Source organism: Mycolicibacterium nivoides (genome assembly GCF_003855255.1).
GTDB classification, from domain to species: domain Bacteria; phylum Actinomycetota; class Actinomycetes; order Mycobacteriales; family Mycobacteriaceae; genus Mycobacterium; species Mycobacterium nivoides.
Genome location: NZ_CP034072.1, coordinates 159,072 through 184,446 on the forward strand (window position 1 = coordinate 159,072; position 25,375 = coordinate 184,446).

Below are 25,375 nucleotides of genomic sequence, written 5' to 3' on the forward strand. Positions count from 1 at the left end.
TCAGATCGTCTCGCCGATCGCATGAAGCGCCGCGAGTTGATCGCAGAAGTGTTCGGCGCTTCGCGCCTGCACCGTGCAGTTGGCGATCGTGGCCCCGGCGTCGCGCAACCGGCCCAGACGGCCTCGTGCGGAATCCGGGTCGCCCAGCGGGTCCAGTGCCACCCCGGGGGAGAGGACGACATCGAAATCCGCGGGCAGCTGATGTGGTGCGAGAAACTCGGCGATAATGTCGGGCGAAAGGCCGAAAGGTACCCAGCCGGTGCCCAATTCGACGGCACGCCGCAGTGAGCGTTTGGTGCGCCCACCCACCCAGACCTCGAGATCCGTACTGGTGGCGTGCGGTTCGATGACGAAACCGTCGACCTCGCGCTGCCCCCACGCGGCCCGCAGGCGGGCGATGTCGCGGTCGGCCGCGCTCCCGCGATCCTCCCACTGGGCGCCGAGCAGTTCGAATTCCTCGGTCAGTGATCCGACGCCGACGCCGAGGATCACTCGTCCGCCGCTGAGCCGGTCGAGGGTTCCATAGCTCTTCGCCAGTGCCACCGGGTGGTGATAGGGCAGCACCACCACAGCGGTGGCCAACCGGATGCGTCTGGTCCGGGCCGCCAGGAACGACAAGGTGGCCAGCGGGTCCCAGTACACCGTCCCGCGCACCGCGGCGGCGGAGGCGGGTATTCCGGTGTGCTCGGCACATGTGAGGTGGTGAAACCCCAAGCCGTCAGCCGCCTCGGCGATCAAAGCCAGCTCGTCGGGGCCGGCGTCGGCCTCCCACGGCGAGAACTCACCGGGGTGCTGCATGACGATGGGTGTGGACAGTCCGAGCTTCACGACGTTGCCTCCTTGGCCTGGATCTTCGCAAAGCTGACGGTGGCCACGACGGCCAGGTCATCGTCCGGGACCGTGAAGATGTCGACCTGGATCACCATGGATCGCTTACCGGCGTGCACGATGCGGGCCACGGCCCGTGCGGCGCCGTCGGTCACCGGCCTTAGGTAGCGCAGGTTGAGGTCCGAGGTCACCACGCTGTGGCCCGGTGGCAACTGGCGCATGGCGAGCTTGCCTGCCGCGGTGTCGACCAGGGTGGCAAGAAGACCACCCTGCAGACCGCCGTTGGTGTTGACCACATGTGGAGCCACGGGAAGCTCGACCACGGCCTCGTCGTCGGAGCCGGGGGCGTCCCGATAGCCGATCAGCTCGAACAGTTCGAAGATGTTGGTGGTCAACGGTCAGCACCCTTCCAGCATGGCCCGCAATGCGGCGTTGTCGACTTTCCCGGTGCCCCCACGGGGGACGGCATCCTCCTCCTCGAGGAGCAGCCACAGCGTGGGCACCTTGAACGAGCTGATGATTTCGTGGGTGGCCGAGCGCAGTGCTTCGACCGTCAGCCCATCGCCCACCACAGCCGCACCGACCCGGTTGGCCCGGCCGTCGGGAACGTTCACCACATGTGCTGCGCGGACCCCAGGAACGGACCGCAGCGCTCGCGCCACCTCACTCGGATACACCGTGGCGCCACGGACCTTGAACATGTCGTCGGATCTGCCGCGGTAGAACAGGAACCCATCGGCGTCCAGGTACCCGAGATCGCCGGTCGGGTAGTAGCCGTCGGCGGTGAACACCTGCTCTCGGCTGCGCCGGCAGATTCCACGCATCACGTGCGGGCCCCGGATCTGGATTACCCCGGCTTCCCCGCGGGGCAGCGCAACGCCGGTATCGACGTCGACGATGCGCACGTCCATTCCGTCGAACGGTCGGCCGCAGCTGCCCCAGGCCGATTCCGGCATGTCGGCGTCGGCGCTGAATCCGCAGTACGGGCCGAATGATTCGGTCATTCCCAACAATGACGCCCGCGCCCCGGGCCGTGACCGCATCCCGTCCGGCAACAATGCTTCCAGGCTTCCGGGCCGCAATGAGCTCAGGTCCGCGGCGCCGGCGTGGCGGGCCAGCGCCTCGGCCTGCTCGGGCCAGCCCCGGAACAGCATGACCTGTTCGCGCTGAAGCAGTTCGAGCGTGGATTCGGGGTGGGGGACCGGTTCGGTCACCAGGGTGGCCCCGGCGACCAGGGCAGAGAGGATGCCTGCGCCGAAACCGCCCACCCAGAAGAACGGCATCGGCAGGTACAGCCGGGTGTCGCCTGTGATGCACCGCGCCTGGAGCCCAGAGCGCACCGCGCCCAGGGCGTTCCTGTGCGAATGAACGGTCCCCTTCGGTGGTCCGCTGCTGCCCGAGGTGAACATGATGACCATCGGGTCGCTTTCGCGCACGCAGGTTGCCAGCTCGTCAGCCGTGCCACGAGTTCCGCTGAATCCCAGTGCTTCCCCTGCGGTCCACGTTGCGCGCAGCGTGGGCACCTCAATCCGGTCCACCGGATAGCGATGGCCACGGAATTCCTCGACCGTGACGAGGAATTGCACCGACGCCATGCGCAACTGCGCGGTCAGTTCGCCCGGGCGCAGCAGGGTGCTCAGCGGTACGAGGACGGCGCCGATCCGCATCAGTGCGATCGCGATCCGCACCCAGTCCACCCCGTTGGGCATGATGAGCCCGACCCGAGACCCTTTGGCGATGCCCATCGCGATGAATCCGGAGGCCAGTTCGGCTGTACTCGTGTCCAGTTCGGCGTAGGTGAGACGAGCGTCAGGGTCGGTCACCGCGAACTGTGAGGCCTTCGCCGACAGGGTGTGCGTGCGCACCAGCGCGTCGATGGTGTCAGCTTCTCGATCAGGCACTGAACAGCCTCGCCAGTGCGGGTAGGTCGAGCTTTCCGCTGGAGAGTGTCGGCACGTCGCCGGTACCGCATACCGCGAACACCCGAGGGACCTTGTAGGCCGACAGTGTGGCGCGCAGCTCGCTGCGCACCGCGCCGATGTCGACGGGGTCGTCGGTGACGATCACCGCCGCGACGATCTGTCCGCGAGCCGTATCGGGCAGGCCGAGGACGTGCGCGGTGAGTCCCATTGCCGCCAGTGCCTTCTCGACTTCGCCGGGGGTGACGTTTGCGCCGGCGGTTTTGATCATCGCGCCCTCGCGGCCGAGGAAGTAGAAGTAGCCGTCGTCGTCGACGCGTACCAGATCGCCGGTGTGAAACCAGCCGTCGGCGTCGAAGCAGTCTTCGCGGTTGCGTCCGTAGTAGCCCTGCATGAGGTATGGCCCGCGAACGCACAATTCGCCGGAGTCGAGCACCTTCGTCTCGAATCCAGGTGCGGGCCGGCCGTAGCTGCCGCGACGATGCTCGGGTTGGTCGCCGTCGTCGCCATCGACCAGCACCACACTGCCGGTCTCGGTCATCCCCAGCATGTTGTGCCGTAGCTCCGGATCGGCGGGGCGGCAATCGGCCGCCATGACGGGGTAGAGGTTGCCTCGCGTTGCCGAGAAACGACGGTTCGGGTAGCTGGGATGGCTGCTCAGATGGCTGATGCCGGCGACGAATCCATTGGTGATGGTGGGGTTCTCGGCCTCCAGCAGGTCAAGGGTGGCTCCCGCGTCGGTCGCGTTCGAACAGATCAGGGTGCCCCCTGCGGTGATCGTGGCCAGCAGCCCGAAGGCGAACCCGCCGATCCAGAAGAACGGCGAGTTGCAGAACAGCCGGTCGACCGCCGTGAGGCCGCGGATCTCGTTGAGGCTCCTCTGATGTCCGATCAGTGAGGCGTGGGTGTGGACCACGCCTTTGGGAGAGCCGGTGGATCCTGAGGTGTAGATGATCGCCAATGGATCGGACCCGTCCACGTCGTCTTCGAATTCGGCCAGGGTCGGGACGTTCGTGTGCGGCAGATCGAACAACACCTGCCGCAGGCACGGTGCGTCGATACCCGCGAGGCGTTGCGTGTAGTCGTGATTGCGGAAACTGCGTGCCGACAGCAGGATCGCGGTATCGCTGGCGCGCAGCTGGGTATGCAACTCAATCGTGGTGAGGAATGTGGAGTACGGCACCACCACCGCACCGATGCGGGCGGCCGCGAGCATCCCGACCACGAAATCGACACTGTTGGGATAGAGCAGCCCGACGTGCGTGCCCTTCCCCGCGCCGAGCGCGAGCAGGCCGCCGGCCACCTGGGCGGAGCGGCGCTGTGCCTCGGCGTAGCTGATCCGCTCGTCATCGCAGACCAGCAGCGGGCGATCGGCACACCCGCGCAGCAGTTCCGCAACGGTGTCAGACACGCGAGGCGAAATGGTCCCGTACGGCGCCGAGATCTGCCTTCCCCGACGGAGTTCGGGGAATCGTCTCGACGATGGCGATGTCGGTGGGGATCTCGTAGCGGGCCAGTCGGCCGCCCAGGTACTCGAGCAGGCTGTCGACGGTGGCGCTGCCGTGCAGTTCGACCATCGCCACCGGTGTCTCGCCGAGCCGGTCATCGGATATGCCGATCACGGCCGCACCGCGTACCGCGGGGTGGCTCTCCAGGGCGGTGCGGACATCGTCGGGCATCACCTTGAACCCGCCGCGGATGATGGCCTGATCGGCGCGGCCGAGGATCCAGACGAATCCGTCGGCATCGATACGGGCCAGGTCGGTGGTGCGCAGCCAGTCCGCATCGGCATCGAACTGTGCCGGTTTGACCTCCAGCAAGCCCTTCTCGTCGGGCTCCACCGGGTTGCCTTCGTCGTCGACCACCCGCAGCCGGGCTCCGGGGTTGGCCCGGCCAACGCTGCCGCGCTTGGCTTTCCAGTACTTCTGGTGATCTGCCAGCGTCCAGCCTGCCACCCCGCCGCCGAACTCGGTCGCGGCATACGAGGTCAACACCGGGATACCGAACTTCTCGGTGAACGCGTCGGCGTCATCGGCGGACAAGGGCGCGGTGCCAGAGGTGACCGCACGGACGCTGGCGAGGTCGTCGCGGGTCAGGTCGGAGTGCAGCACCATACGGAGCGCGGCCGGGACCAGTGACACCGCCCGCGGTTGGTGCTCCCGTACGGCGTCGGCCCAACGGGTGAGGTCGAATTTGGCCAGCAGCACGAATGATCGGGCTTCGGCGATGCACAGCAGCACCCGGTACACGCCACCGACGTGCACCAGTGGCGAGTTGACGATCGCCACGCCGCGCCGCAGTCCGGTTGGGGCCGGGGTATTTCCGGGGTCCCGGCCGATGACGCTGCGGGCCAGCATGTCGTAGGTGAGGTCCACCCGCTTGGGCGGGCCGGTGGTTCCGCTGGTCAGCATCCAGACCGCCACACCCGGACACCCCACATCTTGGGAGGGGCGCTGGGCGGGGCTGACCTCGGGTTCGGTGTCGAGATCGCGGATTGTCACCGTTGTGGTCGCAGGGCAGGGGGTGGTCAGTGCGGCGATGTCCTCGGCCAGGCCGATGAGTACCGGCAGTCCGAGGGCTTCGATGTCGGCGCGGGTGCGCTCGTCACCGCGGGACGGGTTGATCACGACGACGGTTCCGCCTGCGGCCAGCACCCCGAGCAGCGCCGCCACATGTGCGGGTTGATTGCGCAGCATGATGCCGACCCGCGTGCCGGAAGACACCTCACCGATGCGCCGCGCCAGCGTCGCAACCTGGCCCCAGGTGTGCCACTTGCCGTCGTACTGGATGGCGTTCGCGGCCGGATCCAGGTCGAGGACGTCGTCGATGCGTTGCGAAAGGGGATGGGCCATCAGCGGATCCGGGGTTCTGTCTTGGGCAGGGGACGCTCGGCCAGCTCGGCCTTGGCGATCGGGTTGCCCAGCCGGGTGTAGATGAGGCCCTGGTCCATGGCGGCACGGTAGGGCTTGTCCAGGGACTCCCAGATCGCCTTGACGGTTCCCTGCGTGGCGGTCGGCGGTTTCGCGGCGATGGTGGTGGCGATCTGGTTCGCGCGGTCCCACAACTGGTCCCTGGCCACCACCTCGGTGACCAGTCCGATGCGCAGCGCGGTCTCGGCGCCGACGCGTTCGTCGTTGCCCATCAGCGCCATTCGCAAGGTATCGCCGAGCCCGACCCGCCGCATCAGGCCGATGGGCTCCAGCGCCGACACCAGACCGGCACTGACGTGGGAATCGAAGAACGTGGCCTCCTGCGAGCAGATCACGACGTCGGCTTCGTTGACGAAATACAGCGCGCCGGCCGTGCACATGCCTTGCACCGCGCAGACCACCGGTTTCCACATCTTCTGCCACTTCGGGCTCAGCAGTTCGCCGGGATCCTCGTGGTTCCAGACGATCTCGGGCTGCCCGTAGCTGGACTTCACGTCCAGCCCGGCACTGAACGCGCGGTCGCCCGCCGCCCGCAACACCACGGCATTGATGCCTTCGTCATCTTTGATGGCATGCCAGGCGTCGCGCATCTCATTGCACATGGCTCGGTTGAACGAGTTCAGCGCTTCGGGTCGGTTCAGCGTGACCGTGGCGACCCGTGATCCGTGGTCGAAGTCGAGGAGAATCGTGTCCACTACCGTGCCTGCCAGTTGGGCTTGCGCTTCTCCACGAACGCCCGGGGTCCCTCCAGCGCATCCTCGGTCCGGACGACGCGCTCGCGGAACGTCTCGGCCAGGATCTCGCCCTCGTGCAACGGCAGATCCAGGGTCTTGTGAATGGCCAGCCGGGTTCCCCGGACCGCCAGCGGGGCGTTGAGGCAGACCGTGTCGGCGATCTCGTGGGCACGTTCCAGCAGCTTGTCGTGCTCGACGATCTCGGTGACCAGTCCGAGTTCGTAGGCGCGCTCGACCGTCATGCGTTCGTGCTTGCCCATCAACGCCATTCGCAACGCCACCGACCGCGGCAGGGCCCTGGCCAGGCGCACCATCTCGCGGGCGGCGACCAGGCCGATGCTCACATGGGGGTCGAAGAACGTCGCCTTGTCCGAGGCGATGACGATGTCGCCGGTGGTGACCCAATCCAGTCCGGCGCCGCAGCAGATTCCGTTGATCGCCACCACGACGGGTTTGGCCATGCTGCGGAACGGCGGGGTGCCCTCCTGCGGTGCCTCCCACTGTTCGTAGGTGGACAGGTAGGGCCGCTCGTTGACAACCTTTCCGTCGCCGGGGATCTCCTTGACATCGGCACCTGTGCAGAATGCGCGGCCGGTGGCGGTGACGATCATCAGCCAGACGTTGTCGTCGTTCTCGGCTTCGTCGTAGGCGGCCCGTAACTCGGTGATCATGTGCGGCGACAGCGCATTGAGCGCGTCGGGCCGATTCAAGGTGATGGTGGCCTTGTGGCCGTCCACCTCGTACTTGATGGTGTCGTACGTAGCAAACGCAGTCATCTGTCCTCTTATTGTCTTATCGGCCTTGGAAATCCGGGTCGCGGCGGTCCCGGAACGCGGCCAGGCCCTCTTTGAAATCGCTGGTGCGGCAGGAGAGTTCCAGGTTGGACAGCTCCTGGTTGAGTGATTGCGAGAGCGTTGCGTGCTGGCCGTAGGCGATGGCCTGCTTGGCCAGCCCGATTGCGACGGTCGGTCCGGCGGTCAGCCGCGCCAATAAGGAGTCCACTGCCGTATCCAACTGGTTGGCGGCAACCGCATCGTGGATCAACCCCCAGTCGGTAGCCTGGGACCCGGTGACCTGCTCGCCGAGCAGCAGCATGCGCTTGGCCCGGGCCACCCCGGCCAGCCGGGGCAACAGCCAGGTCGCGCCGGAATCGGGGGTGAACCCGCGGCTCATGAACGGTTCCCAGAAGGTGGCACCGGTGTCGGCGATGGTGAAGTCGGCGGCCAGTGCCAGGTTGCAGCCCAGCCCGACGGCCCAGCCCCGCACCGCACACACCACCGGCAGCTGGATGGTGGCGACCAGTTCGATGACGCGGTGCGCGGTGTGCGGGATCCGCCGGACCAGGTCGCCGGTGCGGGGCCGCTGACCTGAATCGTTGGTGGCGACCCAGTCGGCCCCGGTGCAGAAGTCGTCACCGGCCCCGGTGATGGCGATGGCTCGCAGGGAATCGTCGTAGGCGGCCGCCGACAAGATGCCGACCAGCTCGTCGATCATCTGATGGTTCAACGAGTTACGCCGCGACGGGCGGTCGAGGGTGATGCGCAGGGTGGAGTCCGCGCGGGACGTGGTCACCGAACCGTCACTCACCTGGATTCCAGCCTTTCCCAATCCATACAGTTGCCCATACAGTAGGCAATGCGGTTACTATCTTGTACAAGTTAGCAAGGAAAGGTCGCTGATGGAAGGACGCGCGAGGCGCATCCGGCAGCCTCGGGTTGCCGAGATCGTCGCGTCCAAACTGCGCGACGACATCCTGTCGGGCCGCCTGAGGGAGGGCGACATCCTGCCCACCCAGGAGAGCCTGTTCCAGGAGTTCGGGGTCAGTCCACCGGCGTTGCGCGAGGCCATTCACCTCCTGGAGACCGACGGGTTGATCTCGGTCCGCCGCGGAAATGTCGGGGGAGCGGTGGTGCAGATGCCGTCGGCAGACCGCACCGCCCACATGATCGGCATGGTGCTGCAGGCGCGGGCCGCCACGCCGGCCGACGTGAGCGAGGCACTGCTGCACCTTGAGCCGATCTGCGCGGGAATGTGCGCCGCACGGGAGGACCGCGCCACCGAGGTGGTGCCGTACCTGCAGGCCGAGATCGACCGTCAGGCAGGGCAGTTCGACGACACCTCGCAGTACGTGCCCAACGCCCGCCGGTTCCACGAAGCCCTGGTCTCGCGATGCGGCAACGAGCCGATGATCTTGCTGATCGGCTCGCTGGAGCTGATCTGGTCCACGCACGAATCCGGGGTGTGGACAGGCGAAGGCGAGGCGGGCATGTCGGTCCCGACCATGCGGGCCGCGCTGCGGGACCACCAGCGGCTGGTGGACGCGATCGCCGACGGCAATACGGCCCGGGCGACCAAGCTCGCGGCCGACCATCTCACCGCGGCGCGGCGCACCACGCTGGCCGCCGACAATGACAAAACCATTGAAGCGAGGCTGATTTCGCATGACAGATGACCGGGTGCTCTTCGAGGTCGATGCGGACCACCGCATCGCCACCATCACGCTGAACAATCCCAAGCAGCGCAACTCCTATGACGCCGCGATGCGCGACGAGATCGCGCGTTACCTCGACATCGTGGCCGACGACGACGATCTGACCGTGGTTCTGTTGCGCGGTGCCGAGGGCGTGTTCAGCACCGGCGCCGACATGAACAATGCTTACGGCTGGTACGGCGATCGCGATGAGCGCTCGCGCGAAGAGCAGGGTAGTGGGGCCGAGAAGGCCTCACGCAAGTCGCGGCCGAGCCAGCGACGCCGACTCACTGTGGACCGCAAGTCTTTTGGCTTCTACCACAACTTCATGGGCTTCCCCAAGGTCACCGTGGGCGAGATCGGCGGTTACGCACTGGGCGGTGGATTCGAGATGGCGTTGATGACCGACATCTCGGTGATCGCCCGCGATACCAAGATCGGGATGCCGGCCACCCGGTTCCTCGGTCCGGCTCTGGGCAGCCTGCACATGTTCTTCCACCGCCTCGGCCCGGTGCTGGCCCGGCGGATGCTGCTCACCGGGGACATCGTCGAGGCCGGTTCCATCGAGCACCTCGGCGTCTTCACCGACACGTGCGATGCCGATCAGCTGACGGCTCGGGCGCAGTACTGGGCGGCCAAGGCGGCCAAGATGCCGGCCGACGGGGTCGTGATCGCCAAGGAGGCGTTCCGGCTCGTCGAGCAGAGTCAGGCCTACCAGGGCGAGGAGGTGGCCAGCTACATCTTCCACGCCTACGGCACCAACCTGCAGTTCTCGCCGGGTGAGTTCAACTTCGTCAAGACCCGCGCGCAGCATGGCACGAAGGAAGCGTTCCGGCTGCGCGACGAACATTTCCACGTCCCCGAACCGCAGTAGAAACCCGTCCTGATACCGTTACAGAAACACGACATAGCGTAAAGGTGGAACCATGCCAACACCCGTCATCGTGGGCGCTGCCCGCACAGCGATCGGCCGTTCCTTCAAGGGGACCCTGGTCAACACCCCGCCGGAAACCCTGATCACCACCGTCCTGCCCGAGGTCGTGCGTCGCGCCGGAATCGCCCCGGAGGCCATCGATGATCTGATCTTCGCCGAATCCAACTACGGTGGCGGCGACATCGCGCGCTACGCAGCCGACGCACTGGGCTGGCAGTCCGTGCCCGGCCAGGCCGTCAACCGGCACTGCGCCGGATCGCTCACCGCGATCGGGAACGCGTCGGCCCAGATCGGCTCCGGCATGGAGCGGGTCCTGGTCGCCGGCGGTGTGCAGTCGCTGTCCTCGTCGCCGTTGATGAAGTGGCGGGTTCCGGGATTCGGGCCCGAGATCGAGTTCATCGAGCCGTGGATGACCCCGACGCACGTGGAGACCCCTGATGCGCCGATGCGCGACATGTCGATCACGGTCGGCTGGAACACCGCACAGGCCGCCGGGATCACCCGCGAGGACATGGACGCCTGGGCAGCGCGGTCGCATCAGCGGGCCATCGCCGCGATCGACGCGGGTAAGTTCCTCGACGAGATCGTGCCGTTGAAGGTGAACCAGCCCGACGGCTCGGTCATCGAGTTCAGCGTCGACGAGCACCCGCGCCGCGGCACCACCGCCGAGAAGCTCGCCGAACTCAAGGTCCTGCACCCGGAGATCGAAGGATTCTCCATCACCGCGGGCAACAGCAGCGGCACCAACGACGCTGCCGCTGCTGTGGCGCTGGTCGGCGACGACTATGCGGCCGCGGAAAACCTCAACGTGATGGCCAAGGTCAGGGCGTGGGGCGCGGTCGGTGTCGCCGCTCGTGACACCGGCCTCGGCGGCGTCGAGGTGATCGGCAAGGTCCTGGACCGGGCCGGGCTCAAGGCCTCGGATGTGGCGCTGTGGGAGATCAACGAGGCGTTCGCCTCGGTGCCGATCGCCGCGGTGCGCAAGTACGGCATCGACGAGGAGCTGGTGAACTTCTCCGGCAGCGGCTGCAGCCTCGGTCACCCGATCTCGGCCTCCGGTGCCCGCATGGTCACCACCCTGATCTACGAACTGCAGCGCCGTGGTGGCGGTATCGGCGTGGCCGCGATGTGCGCCGGCGGCGGTCAGGGTGGCGGGCTGGTCATCGAGGTCTAAAGCAGGTGGCCCTGCGTCCCCGGCGCGAACATCCGAGAAGGATGCGCCAGGGACGCGGAGTCAGCTGGCCGCGGCCTTGCGGCGGGCAGGTGCCTTCTTGGCCGGTTTACCGGCGTTCGCCTCGATCCGCTGCGCGGCGTGGTCGAGGATGCACTCCAGGCCGTACTCGAAGTTCTTCTCGTCGGCCGCCCCGATGCGGTGCCCCTCGCTGGTGACCTGTGCCAGCAGCGGGGTCACCTCGGGGTCGATGACCATGGTCTCTTCGTAGTCGCCGGGCGCGTTGTCGTTGGCCCGGTTCTTCTCGTAGAGGCGGTGCAGCACAACTGACCCGCGGACGTGTACCGACACGGCCGAATACGTGTCGAAGGCGTCCTCGACGGACAGTCCGGCCTCGACGAGTCCGGAGATCGCGGTCTCCATCTCCTGCACGCCCAGGCGGGCGGCGCGCGGGCTCAGCGCCGAGCGAATGAGAATGAGATCACACAGAATGGGGTTACCCATGAAGGCTTTTCGCATGGTCCTGGCGTGGTTGGCCAGTGACTCGCGCCAGTCCTTGGCCTCCACGTAGGGGGTGGCGACGACGAACTCACGCAGCGCGCGGTCGGTCATCGCATTGAGCAGGTCGTCCTTCTTGCGGAAGTACCAGTAGATGCTCGTGACACCGACGCCCAGATGTTTGCCCAGCAGCGGCATGCTGAGGTTGTCGATCGACACCTGCTCGGCGAGTTCGAATGCGCCGTTGATGATGTCGTCGGGATTGATGGACCCGCGTTCGCGACGTTGACGTTTCTCAGCGGTCGGTTGCTTTGCCACTGCGGGCACCTCCATCGAAATCGAATCTGCTCAAGTCGTCCCTGTGCCGCGGGTCAATCGCAGGTGAATTTACCGCCGGCCACCACCTGAACTGCGCCTATGCGCGCGTGTCGCGGGGTCTTGTCGCTGTCAACCTTACCGGTAGCCCTTCCGTGGGTGTCTTCCACCGTTGGCGCCGACGCGTCGCTCGGGCATGGCCGACGGGGTGTCGCCTTTGTACTGTAATCCCTATAGTAGGCTTTTCCGGGTTATTGGGCTTCGTGAGCGAAGGGGCAATTGGTGTCGGAAGTAGTTCTGCGGGAGCGTCGGGGTCGGACGCTCGTCATCACGATCAATCGTCCGGAAGCGCGCAATGCGTTCAATCTTGCGGTGGTCCAAGGGCTCGCCGATGCCATGGACGAACTCGACGACACCCCCGAGTTGTCGGTGGCCGTCCTCACCGGCGCGGGCGGGAACTTCTGCGCCGGCATGGACCTCAAGGCGTTCGCTTCGGGGGAGCTGCCCTACGTTCCCGGTCGCGGCGCGGGTTTCACCGAGCGTCCGCCGCGCAAGCCGCTGATCGCAGCTGTCGAAGGGTTCGCGCTCGCCGGTGGGACCGAGCTGGTCCTGGCGACCGACCTCGTGGTCGCCTCCAAGGTCGCGAAGTTCGGCATCCCCGAGGTCAAGCGTGGTCTGGTCGCCGGGGGTGGTGGCCTGCTGCGGCTGCACCAGCGCATCCCGTACCAGAAGGCGATGGAACTCGCGCTCACCGGCGACAGCTTCACCGCCGAGGAAGCCGCCGCATGGGGTTTCGTCAACAAGCTGACCGAGCCAGGTGAGGCGCTCGACGGTGCGCTCGAACTTGCCGATCGGATCACCGCCAACGGCCCGCTGGCCGTGGCCGTGACCAAGGAGATCATCGCGTCGTCGGCGGAGTGGTCGGCCGACGAGATGTGGAAGAAGCAGGGCGAACTGCTCGGACCGGTCTTCTCCTCCAACGACGCCAAGGAGGGTGCGATCGCCTTCGCCGAGAAGCGCGCACCCAATTGGACCGGTTCCTGACGGGTCCATGGATCTCGGATTCGCAGGTGCGGCCACCGTCGTCGTGGGCGGTGGCCGAGGGATGGGCTTCGCGACGGCCCGATGTCTGGCCGAGGACGGTGCGCGGATCGCGATCGTCGGGCGGTCCCGCGACGTACTCGACGCTGCCGCAACGGAGCTGGCCCGCCTGGGATCGCCGGAGGCGGTGGCGATCGTCGCCGATACCTCGGACAGCTCCCAGGTCGAGCGGGCCTTCGCCGACGTGGGCGAGCGTTGGGGTGAGATCAACGCGCTGATCAACACGGTCGGCCCGGGGGCCGCGGGCAACTTCGAGGAGTTGACCGACGACCAGTGGCAGGAAGCGTTCGACGCCGGCCTGATGGGTATGGTGCGCTGCGTGCGTACGGCGTTGCCGTTGCTGCGCAACGCCGAATGGGCGCGCATCGTCAACTTCTCGGCCCACTCCACCCAGCGGCAGAGCACCCGGCTGCCGGCCTATACCGCGGCCAAGGCTGCCGTCAACAGCGTGTCCAAGAACCTGTCGTTGTTGCTGGCCAAGGACGAGATCATGGTCAATGTGGTTTCCCCGGGCAGCATCTCGTCGGAGTCGCTGCGGGGCTGGGCCGGCACGGTGGGTGTCGACGGCGACGACCCGTATGCGTTGATGGCCGCCATCGACGAGCATTTCGGGCATCCCGCCCACCTGCCCCGTGCCGGACTTCCCAGCGAAATCGGGCCTGTCGCAGCATTTCTCGCATCCAAGCGCAACTCGTACATGACTGGTGCGAATATCAACGTCGACGGCGGTAGCGACTACATCTGAGCCTGGAGGAGCACGATATGGCGACGGCAGCCGAAGCGCGGGACTGGGCGCGCGGTGCACTGCGCGGAATCGGTGACTCACTCTATACCCCGTTCTGCGGAACCGACGGCGACGACATCGACTGGGATGCCTACCGGCACCTGGTGCGCTACTGCGCCGGCGATCTCGGTCACCAGATGCTTTGGTGTACCAGCGGTTTGGCCGAGTTCTGGGCGCTGACCCTGGCCGAGCGCAAGCAGCTGCTCGAGGTGGCGATCCAGGAGGGACGCCGGGCCAACCCGGATGTCGTGGTTCAGGCCTGCACCGCGGCGACGTCGGCCAAGGACTGTCTTGAGCTCACGCTGCATGCCCAGCAGGCGGGCGCCGACATCGTCTACATCCAGACACCGATGATGGAGGCGCACGCCGGAGAGGGCGTTCTGCGCTTCTTTCGATACATCGCCGATCGCACGGATATCGCGCTGGGGATGTTCAACTCACCGTCCTCGGGGTACGTGCTGACACCCGACGAAAGCGCCCGGATCGCCGAGGTCATCCCGGCCGTGTGCGCCACCAAGGAGGGTGCGTTCCGGCCGGCGGCGAGTCGCCGACTGCATGAGCTGGCGCCGTATCTGGCGGTCTGGGAATGCGACACCACGGTGTACCGGGCCGGCTGGCTCCGGGAGGGCATCGTCTGCCCGGCCCAGTTGGGCACGGCCGGGTACCTCTATGAGACCCCGCAACGCCGCATCTTCACCGAGTACTGGGATCTGGTGTACGCCGACCGGCTCATCGAGGCGATGGACTTCGGCCGTGAGTCCGGGTTGGACCAGTTCAGCCTCGACATGGGGTCCTGGTTCACCTGTTACCCGGGCCGGGCCGACTATTTCACCCACTGGGCCGACGCGTTCAAGTACGCGGCCTCGGTGCTGGGCCTGCCCATCGGCGACTACCCGCATTCCCGTCCACCCCAGGCAATGCTGCCGGATGCTGCGAAGACCCAGATCGAGACCGCCTATCGAAAGCTCGGTTTGATCGACGCCTGAACCGCCTTTATGCAGGTCGAAGCGGCAGCGCCAGGCTTGCGGAATGCACTACCGATAGGTATACAGTATGTATGTCTGAACGGCTGGTGTGGCATCGGGAGGTAGCGGCGCATGACGGTCGCTGACAGTGTGGGAACCGAGGCGGTCCTCTACGAGGTCACCGACGGAGGGGTTGCGGTGATCACCCTCAACCGTCCCGATCGGCTGAACTCCTGGGGTGCGGACATCTCCGCCGGCGTCTACGCGGGTTTCGATCGCGCCGAAGCCGATCCGGCGGTCCGGGCGATCGTGCTGACCGGAAGCGGACGCGGGTTCTGCGCCGGCGCCTACATGGGTGCCATGCAAGATCTGGGTGCCAGCATCAACGAAGACACCGATGTCAGCAAGATCGTCGGCGAACGCCACCCGCACTTTCTCACCGAGCTGCGCACGCCGGTCGTCGCCGCCATCAATGGGGCGTGCGTCGGCATCGGCCTCACCCACGCGCTGATGTGCGATGTCCGATTCGCGGCGGCCGGCGCGAAATTCGCCACCGCCTTCCCGCGCCGCGGCCTGATCGGCGAGTACGGCATTACCTGGATCCTGCCTCGACTGGCCGGCTGGGGAGCCTCTGCGGACCTGCTGTTGTCCGGCCGGACATTCTTAGCCGAGGAGGCTCTCGCGCTCGGGTTGGTGAAAGAGGTTGTCGCGCCTGAGGATCTGCTGACCCGCGCCATGGAGTACGCCGAGGATCTGGCCCGCAACTGCTCGCCGGCTTCAATGGCGGTGATCAAGGGCCAGCTCTACGGCGATGCCAATGACAACGTCGCCGACGTCAGCGACCGCGCCGAAAAACTCATGCACGAGTCCATGGTCCGCCCCGATCTCGTCGAGGGCATCACCGCATTCTTCGAAAAACGGCCCCCCAACTTCCCGCCCCTGAAAGAAGGTTGATGACATGACCGACGCTCCCGAACGGCTTCCGTACCTCGCCGTCGACGTCGACAACCATTACTACGAGCCGATCGATGCGTTCACCAGGCACCTGCCCAAGGAGTTCCGGAGCCGTGGTGTGCAGATGGTGCAAGACGGCAAACGTACGCTGGCGATGTTCGGTGGGACGGTCAACCACTTCATCCCCAATCCCACCTTCGATCCGATCATCGAACCGGGCTGCCTGGACCTGCTGTTCCGTGGCGAGATCCCCGAAGGGGTGGACCCCGCGTCGCTGATGAAGGTCGACCGTCTCGCTGACCATCCCGAGTACCAGAATCGCGATGCCCGGGTGAAAGTGCTGGACCGCCAGAGTCTGGAAACCGTGTTCATGCTGCCGACCTTCGCCTGCGGTGTGGAGGAAGGGCTCAAGCACGACATCGAGGCCACCATGGCCTCGGTGCACGCCTTCAACCTCTGGCTCGACGAGGACTGGGGATTCGACCGGCCCGACGGCCGCTTCGTGTCGGCGCCCATCATCTCGCTGGCCGATCCCGAAAAGGCTGTCGAGGAAGTCGAATTCGTGCTGAGCCGTGGCGCCAAGCTCGTCTGTGTGCGGCCGGCGCCGGTACCGGGTGCGGTCAGGCCCCGCTCGCTCGGTGACCCGCTGCACGACCCGGTGTGGGCGCGCCTGGCCGAGGCCGGCGTCCCGGTCGTCTTCCATCTGTCTGACTCCGGGTACATGGCGGTCCCGGCGTTATGGGGCGGTAGCGGGGTGTTCAAGGGGTTCGGCAAGCGTGATCCGCTCGACATGGTGATCATGGACGACCGCGCCATCCACGACACCATGGCATCGATGATCGTGCACCAGGTGTTCACCCGGCATCCCAAGCTCAGGGTCGTGAGCATCGAGAACGGCTCCTACTTCGTCTACCGGCTGATCAAGCGGCTCAAGAAGGCCGCCAACAACGCGCCGTATCACTTCAAGGAGGACCCGGTCGAGCAGCTGCGCAACAACGTCTGGATCGCGCCGTACTACGAGGACGACGTGAAGCTGCTCGCCGACACCATCGGCGTCGACAAGATCCTGTTCGGCTCCGACTGGCCCCACGGCGAGGGGCTCGCGGATCCGACCACGTTCACCGCCGACATCCCGCAGTTCCCCGAGTTCAGCCTCGAGGACACCCGGATGGTCATGCGCGACAACGCACTAACCCTGCTCGGCGACGTGAACCGGACCGCCCCTGGTGCCCGGCACCTCACGGTACCGGCGTAGTCGCCGGCATGGCCGAGTGGACGATCGGCGCCGTCGTCGATGCGATCGCCGAGGCGGTACCCGACCGGGAGATGACGGTGTGCGGCACCCGCCGCACCACCTTCGCGCAGGGGGCCGAACTGACCCGCCGGCTGGCCAACTTCCTGGCCTCGCGCGGGCTGGGTGCGCACCGGGAGCGTCAGGACCTGAACCGGTGGGAATGCGGTCAGGACGTGGTCGCGCTCGTGATGCACAACGACCGGTACCCCGAGATGGTGATCGGTTGCCTCAAGGCCCGGACGGTCCCGGTGAACGTGAACTACTACTACTCGCCCGGCGAGGTGGCCGACCTGCTGGCCTATTTGAAGCCCCGCGCGGTGATCTACCACCGATCACTGGGGGCCAGGTTCAACGATGTCCTCGGAGAAGGCACAGTCGAGGTGTTGATCTCCGTCGACGACGGTGACGGTACCGAGTTGCCGGGCGCGGTGTCGCTGGAAGACGCACTCGCCCAGGGTGATACGGAGCGCTCAGGCTCGGCGTCACCCGACGACCTGCTGATGGTCTGTACGGGCGGAACGACCGGCCGTCCCAAAGGCGTGATGTGGCGTCAGGGCGACATCTACGTGTCATCGATGAACGGCGCCGACCACGACCAGGTGAGCGAGATCCACGACAAGGTGGCCAATGCCGGCCCGCCGTGGTTCGCGGTGTCGCCGCTGATGCATGCCGCCGGGATGTGGACCGCGTTCTCCGGTCTCCTGTCCGGCCAGACCGTGGTGCTGCACGACACCAAGCCCCGCTTCGATCCGCGCACGGTGCTCGAAACCGCCCAGCGGGAGAGGATCGGGCTGATGACCATGGTCGGCGACGCCTACGCCGCACCGATCGTCGAGGAGCTCGGCCGGCATTCGTACGACCTGTCGTCGATGTTCGCGATCGGCACCGGTGGCGCGGCCACCAACCCGAAACATCAACGCGCGCTGCTGGAACACCTCCCGCAGATCACCATCATCAACGGATTCGGCTCTTCGGAGACCGGCAACATGGGATTCGGCCACACCCAGCGCGAGACCCCGACCGCCGAAACCTTCCAGCTGCGGGCCGGTGGGCTGGTGCTCGCCGACGATTACTCCCGCTTCCTCGATCCCGGCGACGCCGAGGTGGGCTGGGTGGCGCGCAACGGCCGAATCCCGCTCGGGTACTTCAACGACGAAGCGGCGACGGCGAAAACCTTCCCCGAGGTGGCCGGCGAACGGGTGGTGGTCTCGGGTGACCGCGCCTCGCTCGACGCCGACGGCACCCTGCGCCTGTTGGGGCGGGACTCGTTGGTGGTCAACACCGGTGGCGAGAAGGTGTTCGTCGAGGAGATCGAAGAAGTCCTGCGTGCACATCCTCAGGTGGTGGATGCGCTCGCCGTCGGTCGACCCAGTGAGCGGTGGGGTGAAGAAGTTGTCGCGCTCGTGTCGACCCGCGGTCCGGTCGACGCGGCCGCCCTCCGGGAGCACTGCGCGACCCGGCTGGCCCGGTTCAAACTTCCCAAGGATGTGTTGTTCGTCGAGGAGATTCGCAGACTCGGCAACGGCAAGGCCGACTATCGCTGGGCGAAGAGCCTGGCCTCGGAACAGGCGGAGATCAAGGCATGACACGCACAGAGAACCGAGTGATCGACTGTCTGGCCAACGTGCACTTCGGCGAGACCGAGAATCAGCCCACCTTCATGAAGAAGGTGCGCGACGACTACTTCAAGGGTCCGAAGTCGATGTATGACCCCATCGACCTGTCGGAGATGCTCGACGAGATGGACACCCACGGTGTGCGGAAGGCGATCCTGATGGATTCCCTGGCCAAACCGTCGGTGACGGCGCGCAAGTTCGTCGAGGCGCACCCCGACCGCTTCGCGCTCGCGATGGGTGGGGTCAACCTGTTGCGCCCCATCCCGTCGCTGCGTGAACTCGCAGCCGTCGTGGCCGACCTCCCGGTCGCCTATACCGTTGTCGGGCCCAGCTTCTGGGGAGACGGCCAGTACCCCCCGAGCGACGCGGTGTACTACCCGCTGTACACCAAATGTGCCGAGATGGAACTGCCGCTCTGCGTCAACACGGGCATTCCCGGCCCGCCGATTCCGGGTGAGGTGCAGAACCCCATCCACCTCGACCGCGTCTGCGTGCGGTTCCCGGAGTTGAAGCTGTGCATGATCCACGGCGCAGATCCGTGGTGGGACATCGCGATCCGGATGCTGATCAAATACCAGAACCTGCGGTTGATGACGTCGGCGTGGTCGCCGAAGCGGCTGCCGGAGAGCCTGTTGCACTTCATGCGGACCCGTGGGAAGGGAAAGGTCATCTTCGCCTCGGATTTCCCGGTGCTGCGGATGCAGCGCGTCGTGCCCGAGGCGCTGGCCCTCGACCTGCCGCCTGATGTGCTGGACAACTACCTCTACAACAATGCCGCGGAGTTCTTCTTCGGCGAGGACACCGCGCACGCGAGGAGCAATAAGGAGATGGAGAGCTGATGGACCGCTACGAACTGCGCAGGCTGGATTACAGCCTGACCGAGGACCACATCGACCTGCAGACCGCGTACCGGCAGTTCTTCAAGACGCACTCCGACATCGAGACGGTGCGTGCGGCCGAGCCGTCGGGTTTCGACAAGAGTCTGTGGGAACGGTTGTGCGCCATGGGTGCCACCACGATGGCACTCCCGGAATCCGTGGGCGGTGACGGGGCAACACTGGTTGATCTGACCTTGGTGGCCGAGGAGCTCGGCCGCTCGGTGGCGCCCGTGCCATGGATAGACCATGTCGTGGCGGCGCGGCTGCTGGCCAGGTTGGGCGCGTGCGAGTCCGAAGAGATCGTGCAGGGCACGCAGATCGTCGGGTTTGATCCGCAGCAGGTCGCACCGACCGGCGCCCGGCTGATCCCCCTCGGGTCGATCGCCGATCACGTCATCGTCCGCGATGGACAGGACGTCGTGAAGCTGGAATTCTCCACGCGGCCGGCCCGCGTCGACAACATCGGCAAGCTGCCGATGGCCTGGGTGGACCCCGCGGCCGCAGACACTCGGGTGGTGCTGGCCGGCGGTTCCGACGCCCTGGCGGAATATCAACGGGCATTGGACGAATGGCGTCTGCTGACCGCGGCAGCGCTGGTGGGTCTGGTCGAGGAGACCATGACGATCGCCGCCGAGTTCGCCAAGTCCCGCTACACCCTCGGTGTACCGATCGGGACGCTGCAAGGCATCTCCCACCCACTGGCCAACATCGCCATCACCGTCCAGAGCGGGCGGGGCCTGGCGCGTCGGGCGGCATGGTTCCTCGACAACGAGCCCGACGAGCGGCCGGAACTGGCTCCCGCTGCGTTCGTCTTCATGGCCGAGGAGGCCGCCAAGGCCGCCACCATGGCGGTACACGTTCAAGGTGGACTCGGGGTGTCCGCCGAGGCGGCGGCCACTGCGTACCTGGTGCGGGCCCGCGGCTGGGCACTCGCCGGTGGTGACCCGGGTGCCACCGCGGTCCGCATTGCTCAGATTGTCGCGGCTCGCGAGAGCCGGGAAGTCACAAAGGTTTAGGGGAACAAGCGTGGATTTCTCAACAGTCGAACTGTCCGCGGAGGACGAGGCGTTCCGCACCGAAGTGCGCGAGTTCCTGTCGAGTGTCGTGACCGAGGACGTCATCCGCCACGACCGCGAAACCGGCGACAACTTTCACGAGGGCGCGCACCTGGCCCTGGGCGCCGCCGGTTATCTGGAGAAGGAATGGAAGACCGAGGCCGACGGCGGCTTCTCCCGAGTGCGCAGGCGGATCTGGGAGCTGGAGAAGCGCCGGGCCGAGGTGCCCTGGGTGACGTGGGGGACCACCTCGATGGTGGCGCGGTCGGTCGCGAAGTTCGCCTCCCCGGAAATCCGAGACGACGTGCTGCGCGGGGTGTTCGACGGCACCGTGCGGTTGTGCCTGGGCTACACCGAACCCGAAGGTGGCTCTGATGTGGCGACCTGCAAGACCCGCGCGGTCCGTGACGGTGACCAATGGGTTATCAACGGTTCCAAGATGTTCACCACCGGGGCACACAACTGCCAGTACGTCTTCCTGATCACCAACACCGATCCGGACGCGCCGAAACACAAGAGCCTCACCATGTTCCTGGTGCCGCTGGATTCGGAGGGCATCGAGATCCAGGGCATCCGCACCGTCGACGGCGACCGCACCAACATCGTCTACTACTCCGATGTCCGGGTCGACGACAAGTATCGACTCGGTGACGTCAACGGCGGCTGGACGGTGGTCCGTGAACCGCTCGACGCGGAGCACGGTGCGGTCGCGGCCGCCGACGACGGCCTGGCCGACGTCGCGATCATGATGCATCAGGCCGGATTCATGGCCGAGGCCGCGGACAATGTGGCCGCGCTGGTCGGTACTCCGGATGCCGGCGGGCGCGCTGCTGTGGACGATGGATCGGTGGCATATCGGTTGGGGCGCAGCGTCGCCCGCTTGGAGGCGTCGCTGTCGTCGCCCAGCATCTTCGGCCGGGTGGCGCTGGCACAGACCATGCGTGACATCGCCCCGGATCTGATGGATATCGCCGGCTCAGTAGCGGCACTGCCGATCGGGGCCGACGGGGGAGCCGATGACCGGAGCGAGTACGTCTACCGCTTCGCACCCTTGGTCGGCATCTACGGCGGCACGCTCGAGGTGTTCCGGAACATGATCGCACAGCATGTGCTGGGCCTGGGCAAGCCGAACTATTCGGCGCCAAAGAAGGCGTCGTGATACGGGATCGGGTGATCCAGCCGTCGGTATGAGGGACGCGCCGTCGGCGAACGCCTCCTCAAACTCGAGTCTGTGCAACCTCGCGGCAGGCTTGGTCGGTGTCGAGCAGATTGACGCCGATCGACGCGAGGTCGTCGAGGCGTTGGGGGTTGGTCTGGGAGGTCGCGTCGGTGATCAGCACCGCCCGGTAATCGCGTTCGGAGGCGTCGAACAGGGTGGCGCGCGGGCAGTTGGGTAGGTTGCAGCCGGCCACGACCACGGTGCTGACGCCGAGGTCTTGCAGATGCGCATCCAACGAGGTGCGGTAGAAAGCAGACCAGCGCGGCTTGTAGAGGATCACCTCGTTGGTGCCGACGGGTTGCATCTGCCCGGATAACAGTGCGGGGCAGTCGAGTTCGACCGGTCGTGTCAGCAGCGTCGACTGGATCTGTGCGCCGTGGGTGTCGGGCGCGGCGATGCGTGCCCCGGCTTCGACTGCGGCACGCCGGACGTTGTCCACATCGGAGCCACCTGGTTGGTAGAGGCGTACCACATGGACGATGGGTCGTTTCGCGGCGCGGAATTCCGCGGCGATGCGGGTCATCGCGGCGAGGCGTTCAGCGGTTCCGTCGATGACAGCGGCACCGTCGACGAAGTCGTGCTGCACATCGATCAGTATCAGCGCCGAATGTGCCCATTCGGGGGACACGTAATCTACAGGGTCCACCCGTCGAGTGTGCCAGAGATGGCGCAGCAGCGGCGTCAGGTGCTGGTCAGCGCTGGGGGCTTGACGGCTGCCGGATCAGGATTGGCGATCGGCAGGCCCATGAACCGCCGTGCGTTGTCACCCATGAAGTCATAGGTGCGACGGGTGTCCATTCCCTCGGCGTACTTCCAGAAGCCCTTGGGCTCGGCCAGCCCTTCGGGATGCGGATAGTCCGAACCGAACAGCACCTTGTCCCACCCGACCGTCTCCACGACATCGGACACGCAGCCCTCCCAGAACGGGCTGACCCAGATGTTGCGGCGGAACACGTCGTGCGGATGTTCGGGGAAGTTCTGCGGCATCTTCTTGTACAGGTCGGCGAAATCGTGGAACAGCGGGAAGATCCAGCTGCTGCCGTTCTCCACGCTGGCGACGCGCAGCTTCGGGAACCGGGTCAGGGTGCCGTGGCAGATCAGTGCGGTCAGCATGTCGGCGATCTCGCGGTGGCCCAGTACCATCCAGCGGAATGCGCTCTGCGCCATGAAGTTCTGGGTGTAGGGCGGTTCCCACTTGTTGACGTAGTCGTCGAGCGGGGGATAACTGGCGTGCAGGACGATCGGCAGGCCGGCGGCCTCGACATCGCGCCAGAACGGGTCGAATTCGGGCAGGGCGGGGGAGCGCCAGCCGTGCAGGCCGTTGACGGGGCCAGGTTTGATCAATGCCACCTTGCCGTCGTGCTCGAGGATCCACTCCAGTTCCCGTTGCGCCGCATCGACTTCGGACAGATTGATGATCGGTGTGGAGAACACGCGGTCGGCGTAGGCGAAGCTCCAGTGTTCGAGGATCCACTGGTTGAGGGCGTGAACGATCGCCAGCGTCAGCTGCGGGTCATCGGCACTGGAGTGCTCGACCAGGCTGCCCAGGGTGGGGTAGTTCAGCGCCTCGACCACACCCTGGCGATCCAGTTCCTTGACCCGGTCCTCCGGGTTGCGGGTGGCTTCGGGCGCGTCGATGGCCTTACCCTGCATCTCGCGCAGGGTCAGGCCTTCGCTGTTCTCCCCGGCGAAGAACTTCTCGTGCGCCCCAGGTGCCGCGACGCGCTCGAAGGTCGGGTTGGGGATGAAGTCGGTGACCCGGTTGTTGATCACCACACGCGTCTGACGGCCGATCTGGGCGTACTGCACAGCGCGCGAGTACTTTTCAGGCAGGAACTTGGTCAGCGCGTCGCCGGTCTCGTACATGTGTTGGTCGGCATCGAAAATCGGTGCGTCCCTGAACTGTTCAGTCATGTAAGTGGTTCCTTTTCTCCCGCGAGCAGACGCGTAGGTACCCCGGAATGCGCATTTGCGGGTACCTACGCGTCTGCTCGGCCATGAAAATCAGAGCGTCAGGACGGTGGCCCCGGCGGTGCCGGGTGCGCCGTAGAGCTGGGCGAAGCCGACACGCGGGTTGCCGGGCACCTGCCGTTCGCCGGCTTGTCCGCGTAGTTGGCGTACCAGTTCGTGGATCTGGCGAAGACCCGAGGCGCCGATGGGCTCGCCGTTGGCGATCAGGCCGCCGTCGGTGTTGACCGGCAGTGAGCCTCCGATCTCGGTGGCGCCGTCGGCCAGCAGTTTCTCCTGGTCGCCGTCGGCACAGAATCCGCATTCGGCCATATGGATGATCTCGGCGCCGGCGTCGGTGTCCTGCAACTGCACGACGTCGACGTCTTCGGGTGCCACCCCAGCCTTTTCGAACGCGGCACGCGCGGCGTACGCCGTCGGCGCCACGTCCTCTTCGACCGGTGCGCAGGTGGTGTTGACCTCGTAGGCACCGTAGCGCCGGGTGCGAACCTCGACGGCCTTGAGATACACCGGCTTGTCCGTGTAGCGGTGGGCGATGTCGGCGCGGCACATCACCACCGCGGCCGCACCCTCGTCGGGCGCGCAGAACATGTACTGGGTCAGCGGATAGTTGAGCATCGTCGAGTTGAGGATGTCGTCCTCGCTGATCGGCTTGCGCCGGAACGCGTTCGGGTTCAGGGCACCGTTGCGGAAGTTCTTGTTGGCCACCTTGGCCAGCGTGCGCTGCGAGATGTTGTGCTCGTGCAGGTACCGGTTGGCCTTCATGCCGAAGAACTGGGTGGTCAGGTACTGGCCGTTCTCCGCGTACCAGCTGGGCATCCCGACCAGGGCGGGATCCTCGGTGAACGCACCGCGCGGGTGCTTGTCCAGGCCGACCGCGATGCCGATGTCGTAGTCACCGAGCCGGATCCCGTCGGCGCAGGCCTTGGTCGCACTGGCCGCGGTGGCGCACGCGTTGAACACGTTGGTGAACGGGATGCCGGTCAGCCCGACCATCCCGACGATCGCGTCCGGATTGGCCACCGTCCAGCTGCCCCCGGTGGCGGCACCGATGTCTCTCCAGTCGACTCCGGCGTCCGCGACAGCGGCGAAGATCGCGTCAACGCCCATCTGCATCGCGGACTTGCCCTCGAATCGGCCGAACGGGTGCAGGCCGACGCCGATGATCGCTACGTCATTCATGGCACTCCTCAGATGGGCTGGAAGGCGAAGGTGACAATCTCGTTGCCCTCTTCGTCGGTGGTGAACGGGATCATGGTGAGTTCGACGTCCATGCCGAATTGCAGTTTGGCCGGGTCGTTTTCGGTGAGGCGGCCTTCGACGCGCAGGACGGGTCCGGTGTCGTCGGCGAGTTCGACCAGGCCGACGCCGAAGGGGACGAAGGCCTTTCCGGTGGGTCCTTTGTAGGGGGCGCCGGGTGGGAAGCCCTGGGTGGTCCAGGCGATGACGGTGCCGCGTCGGGGCAGCAGGGCTTGTTCGGTGTTGCCGCCGGAGCATTTGGGGCAGCGGGCCTGGGCGGGGAACGTGGTGGCCGTGCAGTCGGTGCAGCGGCTGCCGATCAGCTGGGGTTCGGCGTCGGGCCACGTCGAGATCTCCGGCGCGAGGGCCTTCTGCATACGTCTGATCCTCCGTGTTCGGACAAAATGTCTAGCAACTGTAACTCTTACAGTAATGTAGTCCAAGTGACCGAGCGCAAGGCTGAGTCCACGGCTGACACCAAGCCCACGTTCTGTCGGATCTGC

25 protein-coding genes are annotated in these 25,375 nt (G+C 66.2%); 12 read left to right on the plus strand and 13 right to left on the minus strand.

The features are described 5' to 3' along the window. From EH231_RS00820 to EH231_RS00855, 8 genes are read right to left on the minus strand one after another with little or no spacing between them, the layout of a single operon-like run. Entirely contained in the window at positions 1-828 is an 828-nt protein-coding gene (locus EH231_RS00820) for a TIGR03619 family F420-dependent LLM class oxidoreductase (RefSeq protein WP_090434133.1), read from the minus strand. Beyond that, a complete protein-coding gene (locus EH231_RS00825) occupies positions 825-1,223 on the minus strand; it encodes a PaaI family thioesterase (RefSeq protein WP_090434135.1) in 399 nt (132 codons plus the stop codon). The genes EH231_RS00820 and EH231_RS00825 overlap by 4 nt, the downstream gene beginning before the upstream one ends. A gap of 3 nt (positions 1,224-1,226) precedes the next feature. Then, positions 1,227-2,729 carry a class I adenylate-forming enzyme family protein gene (locus EH231_RS00830; RefSeq protein WP_090434137.1) on the minus strand — a complete coding sequence of 501 codons (1,503 nt, stop codon included), beginning with the start codon at positions 2,727-2,729 and terminating at the stop codon, positions 1,227-1,229. Next, positions 2,722-4,158, minus strand: a complete 1,437-nt coding sequence (locus tag EH231_RS00835) for a class I adenylate-forming enzyme family protein (RefSeq protein WP_090434139.1) — start codon at positions 4,156-4,158, stop codon at positions 2,722-2,724. Before EH231_RS00835 ends, EH231_RS00830 begins: the two co-directional genes overlap by 8 nt. After that, the gene (locus EH231_RS34180; RefSeq protein ID WP_090434141.1) at positions 4,151-5,599 is read right to left on the minus strand and encodes a class I adenylate-forming enzyme family protein; all 1,449 of its coding nucleotides are present in this window, start codon (positions 5,597-5,599) and stop codon (positions 4,151-4,153) included. The genes EH231_RS00835 and EH231_RS34180 overlap by 8 nt, the downstream gene beginning before the upstream one ends. Beyond that, entirely contained in the window at positions 5,599-6,372 is a 774-nt protein-coding gene (locus EH231_RS00845; RefSeq protein ID WP_090434143.1) for an enoyl-CoA hydratase/isomerase family protein, read from the minus strand. The genes EH231_RS34180 and EH231_RS00845 overlap by 1 nt, the downstream gene beginning before the upstream one ends. Next, positions 6,372-7,187, minus strand: coding sequence for an enoyl-CoA hydratase/isomerase family protein (locus EH231_RS00850; RefSeq protein ID WP_124711685.1), 816 nt, complete (start codon positions 7,185-7,187; stop codon positions 6,372-6,374). Before EH231_RS00850 ends, EH231_RS00845 begins: the two co-directional genes overlap by 1 nt. Positions 7,188-7,203: 16 nt before the next feature. Then, positions 7,204-7,998, minus strand: a complete 795-nt coding sequence (locus EH231_RS00855) for an enoyl-CoA hydratase/isomerase family protein (protein ID WP_206429627.1) — start codon at positions 7,996-7,998, stop codon at positions 7,204-7,206. 91 nt (positions 7,999-8,089) lie between these two features. On the opposite strand from EH231_RS00855, the gene EH231_RS00860 reads away from it, so the two are divergent. From EH231_RS00860 to EH231_RS00870, 3 genes are read left to right on the plus strand one after another with little or no spacing between them, the layout of a single operon-like run. Further along, a complete protein-coding gene (locus EH231_RS00860; protein WP_124711687.1) occupies positions 8,090-8,863 on the plus strand; it encodes a FadR/GntR family transcriptional regulator in 774 nt (257 codons plus the stop codon). Further along, complete coding sequence (locus tag EH231_RS00865) at positions 8,853-9,755, plus strand: enoyl-CoA hydratase/isomerase family protein (RefSeq protein ID WP_164480718.1); 903 nt, start codon at positions 8,853-8,855, stop codon at positions 9,753-9,755. Before EH231_RS00860 ends, EH231_RS00865 begins: the two co-directional genes overlap by 11 nt. 52 nt (positions 9,756-9,807) lie before the next feature. Beyond that, positions 9,808-10,989, plus strand: coding sequence for a thiolase family protein (locus EH231_RS00870; RefSeq protein WP_090434151.1), 1,182 nt, complete (start codon positions 9,808-9,810; stop codon positions 10,987-10,989). A 60-nt stretch (positions 10,990-11,049) separates the two neighbouring features. Here EH231_RS00870 and EH231_RS00875 read toward each other — a convergent pair whose 3' ends face one another. Beyond that, positions 11,050-11,817, minus strand: coding sequence for a TetR/AcrR family transcriptional regulator (locus EH231_RS00875; RefSeq protein WP_170856499.1), 768 nt, complete (start codon positions 11,815-11,817; stop codon positions 11,050-11,052). 264 nt (positions 11,818-12,081) lie between these two features. Between EH231_RS00875 and EH231_RS00885 the strand changes: the two genes are divergently transcribed. The 9 genes from EH231_RS00885 to EH231_RS00925 all read left to right on the plus strand — a co-directional run bounded on the left by EH231_RS00885 (position 12,082) and on the right by EH231_RS00925 (position 21,605). After that, positions 12,082-12,843, plus strand: a complete 762-nt coding sequence (locus EH231_RS00885) for a crotonase/enoyl-CoA hydratase family protein (protein WP_044517197.1) — start codon at positions 12,082-12,084, stop codon at positions 12,841-12,843. A gap of 7 nt (positions 12,844-12,850) precedes the next feature. After that, a complete protein-coding gene (locus tag EH231_RS00890; protein ID WP_090434154.1) occupies positions 12,851-13,645 on the plus strand; it encodes an SDR family NAD(P)-dependent oxidoreductase in 795 nt (264 codons plus the stop codon). A 17-nt stretch (positions 13,646-13,662) separates the two neighbouring features. After that, positions 13,663-14,670 (plus strand): dihydrodipicolinate synthase family protein, encoded by a 1,008-nt coding sequence (locus tag EH231_RS00895; RefSeq protein WP_124711688.1) that lies wholly within the window; start codon positions 13,663-13,665, stop codon positions 14,668-14,670. Positions 14,671-14,781: 111 nt separating this feature from the next. Next, complete coding sequence (locus EH231_RS00900) at positions 14,782-15,603, plus strand: enoyl-CoA hydratase (protein WP_124711689.1); 822 nt, start codon at positions 14,782-14,784, stop codon at positions 15,601-15,603. Positions 15,604-15,607: 4 nt separating this feature from the next. Continuing rightward, positions 15,608-16,858, plus strand: coding sequence for an amidohydrolase family protein (locus tag EH231_RS00905; RefSeq protein ID WP_124711690.1), 1,251 nt, complete (start codon positions 15,608-15,610; stop codon positions 16,856-16,858). Between the two features lie 8 nt (positions 16,859-16,866). After that, positions 16,867-18,483 (plus strand): acyl-CoA synthetase, encoded by a 1,617-nt coding sequence (locus tag EH231_RS00910; protein WP_124711691.1) that lies wholly within the window; start codon positions 16,867-16,869, stop codon positions 18,481-18,483. Continuing rightward, a complete protein-coding gene (locus EH231_RS00915) occupies positions 18,480-19,352 on the plus strand; it encodes an amidohydrolase family protein (protein WP_124711692.1) in 873 nt (290 codons plus the stop codon). Before EH231_RS00910 ends, EH231_RS00915 begins: the two co-directional genes overlap by 4 nt. Then, on the plus strand, positions 19,352-20,407 hold the full coding sequence (locus EH231_RS00920; RefSeq protein WP_124711693.1) for an acyl-CoA dehydrogenase family protein: 1,056 nt from the start codon (positions 19,352-19,354) through the stop codon (positions 20,405-20,407). Before EH231_RS00915 ends, EH231_RS00920 begins: the two co-directional genes overlap by 1 nt. A 10-nt stretch (positions 20,408-20,417) precedes the next feature. Next, entirely contained in the window at positions 20,418-21,605 is a 1,188-nt protein-coding gene (locus tag EH231_RS00925; protein WP_090434168.1) for an acyl-CoA dehydrogenase family protein, read from the plus strand. Between the two features lie 58 nt (positions 21,606-21,663). On the opposite strand, the gene EH231_RS00930 is transcribed toward EH231_RS00925, so the two are convergent. From EH231_RS00930 to EH231_RS00945, 4 genes are all read right to left on the minus strand, one after another. Then, positions 21,664-22,311, minus strand: a complete 648-nt coding sequence (locus tag EH231_RS00930) for a cysteine hydrolase family protein (RefSeq protein WP_124711694.1) — start codon at positions 22,309-22,311, stop codon at positions 21,664-21,666. A gap of 35 nt (positions 22,312-22,346) precedes the next feature. After that, the gene (locus EH231_RS00935; RefSeq protein WP_124711695.1) at positions 22,347-23,579 is read right to left on the minus strand and encodes an amidohydrolase family protein; all 1,233 of its coding nucleotides are present in this window, start codon (positions 23,577-23,579) and stop codon (positions 22,347-22,349) included. Between the two features lie 90 nt (positions 23,580-23,669). After that, a complete protein-coding gene (locus EH231_RS00940; RefSeq protein WP_124711696.1) occupies positions 23,670-24,815 on the minus strand; it encodes a thiolase family protein in 1,146 nt (381 codons plus the stop codon). 8 nt (positions 24,816-24,823) lie between these two features. After that, positions 24,824-25,249, minus strand: a complete 426-nt coding sequence (locus EH231_RS00945; protein WP_124711697.1) for a Zn-ribbon domain-containing OB-fold protein — start codon at positions 25,247-25,249, stop codon at positions 24,824-24,826. Between the last annotated feature and the right edge of the window lie 126 nt (positions 25,250-25,375).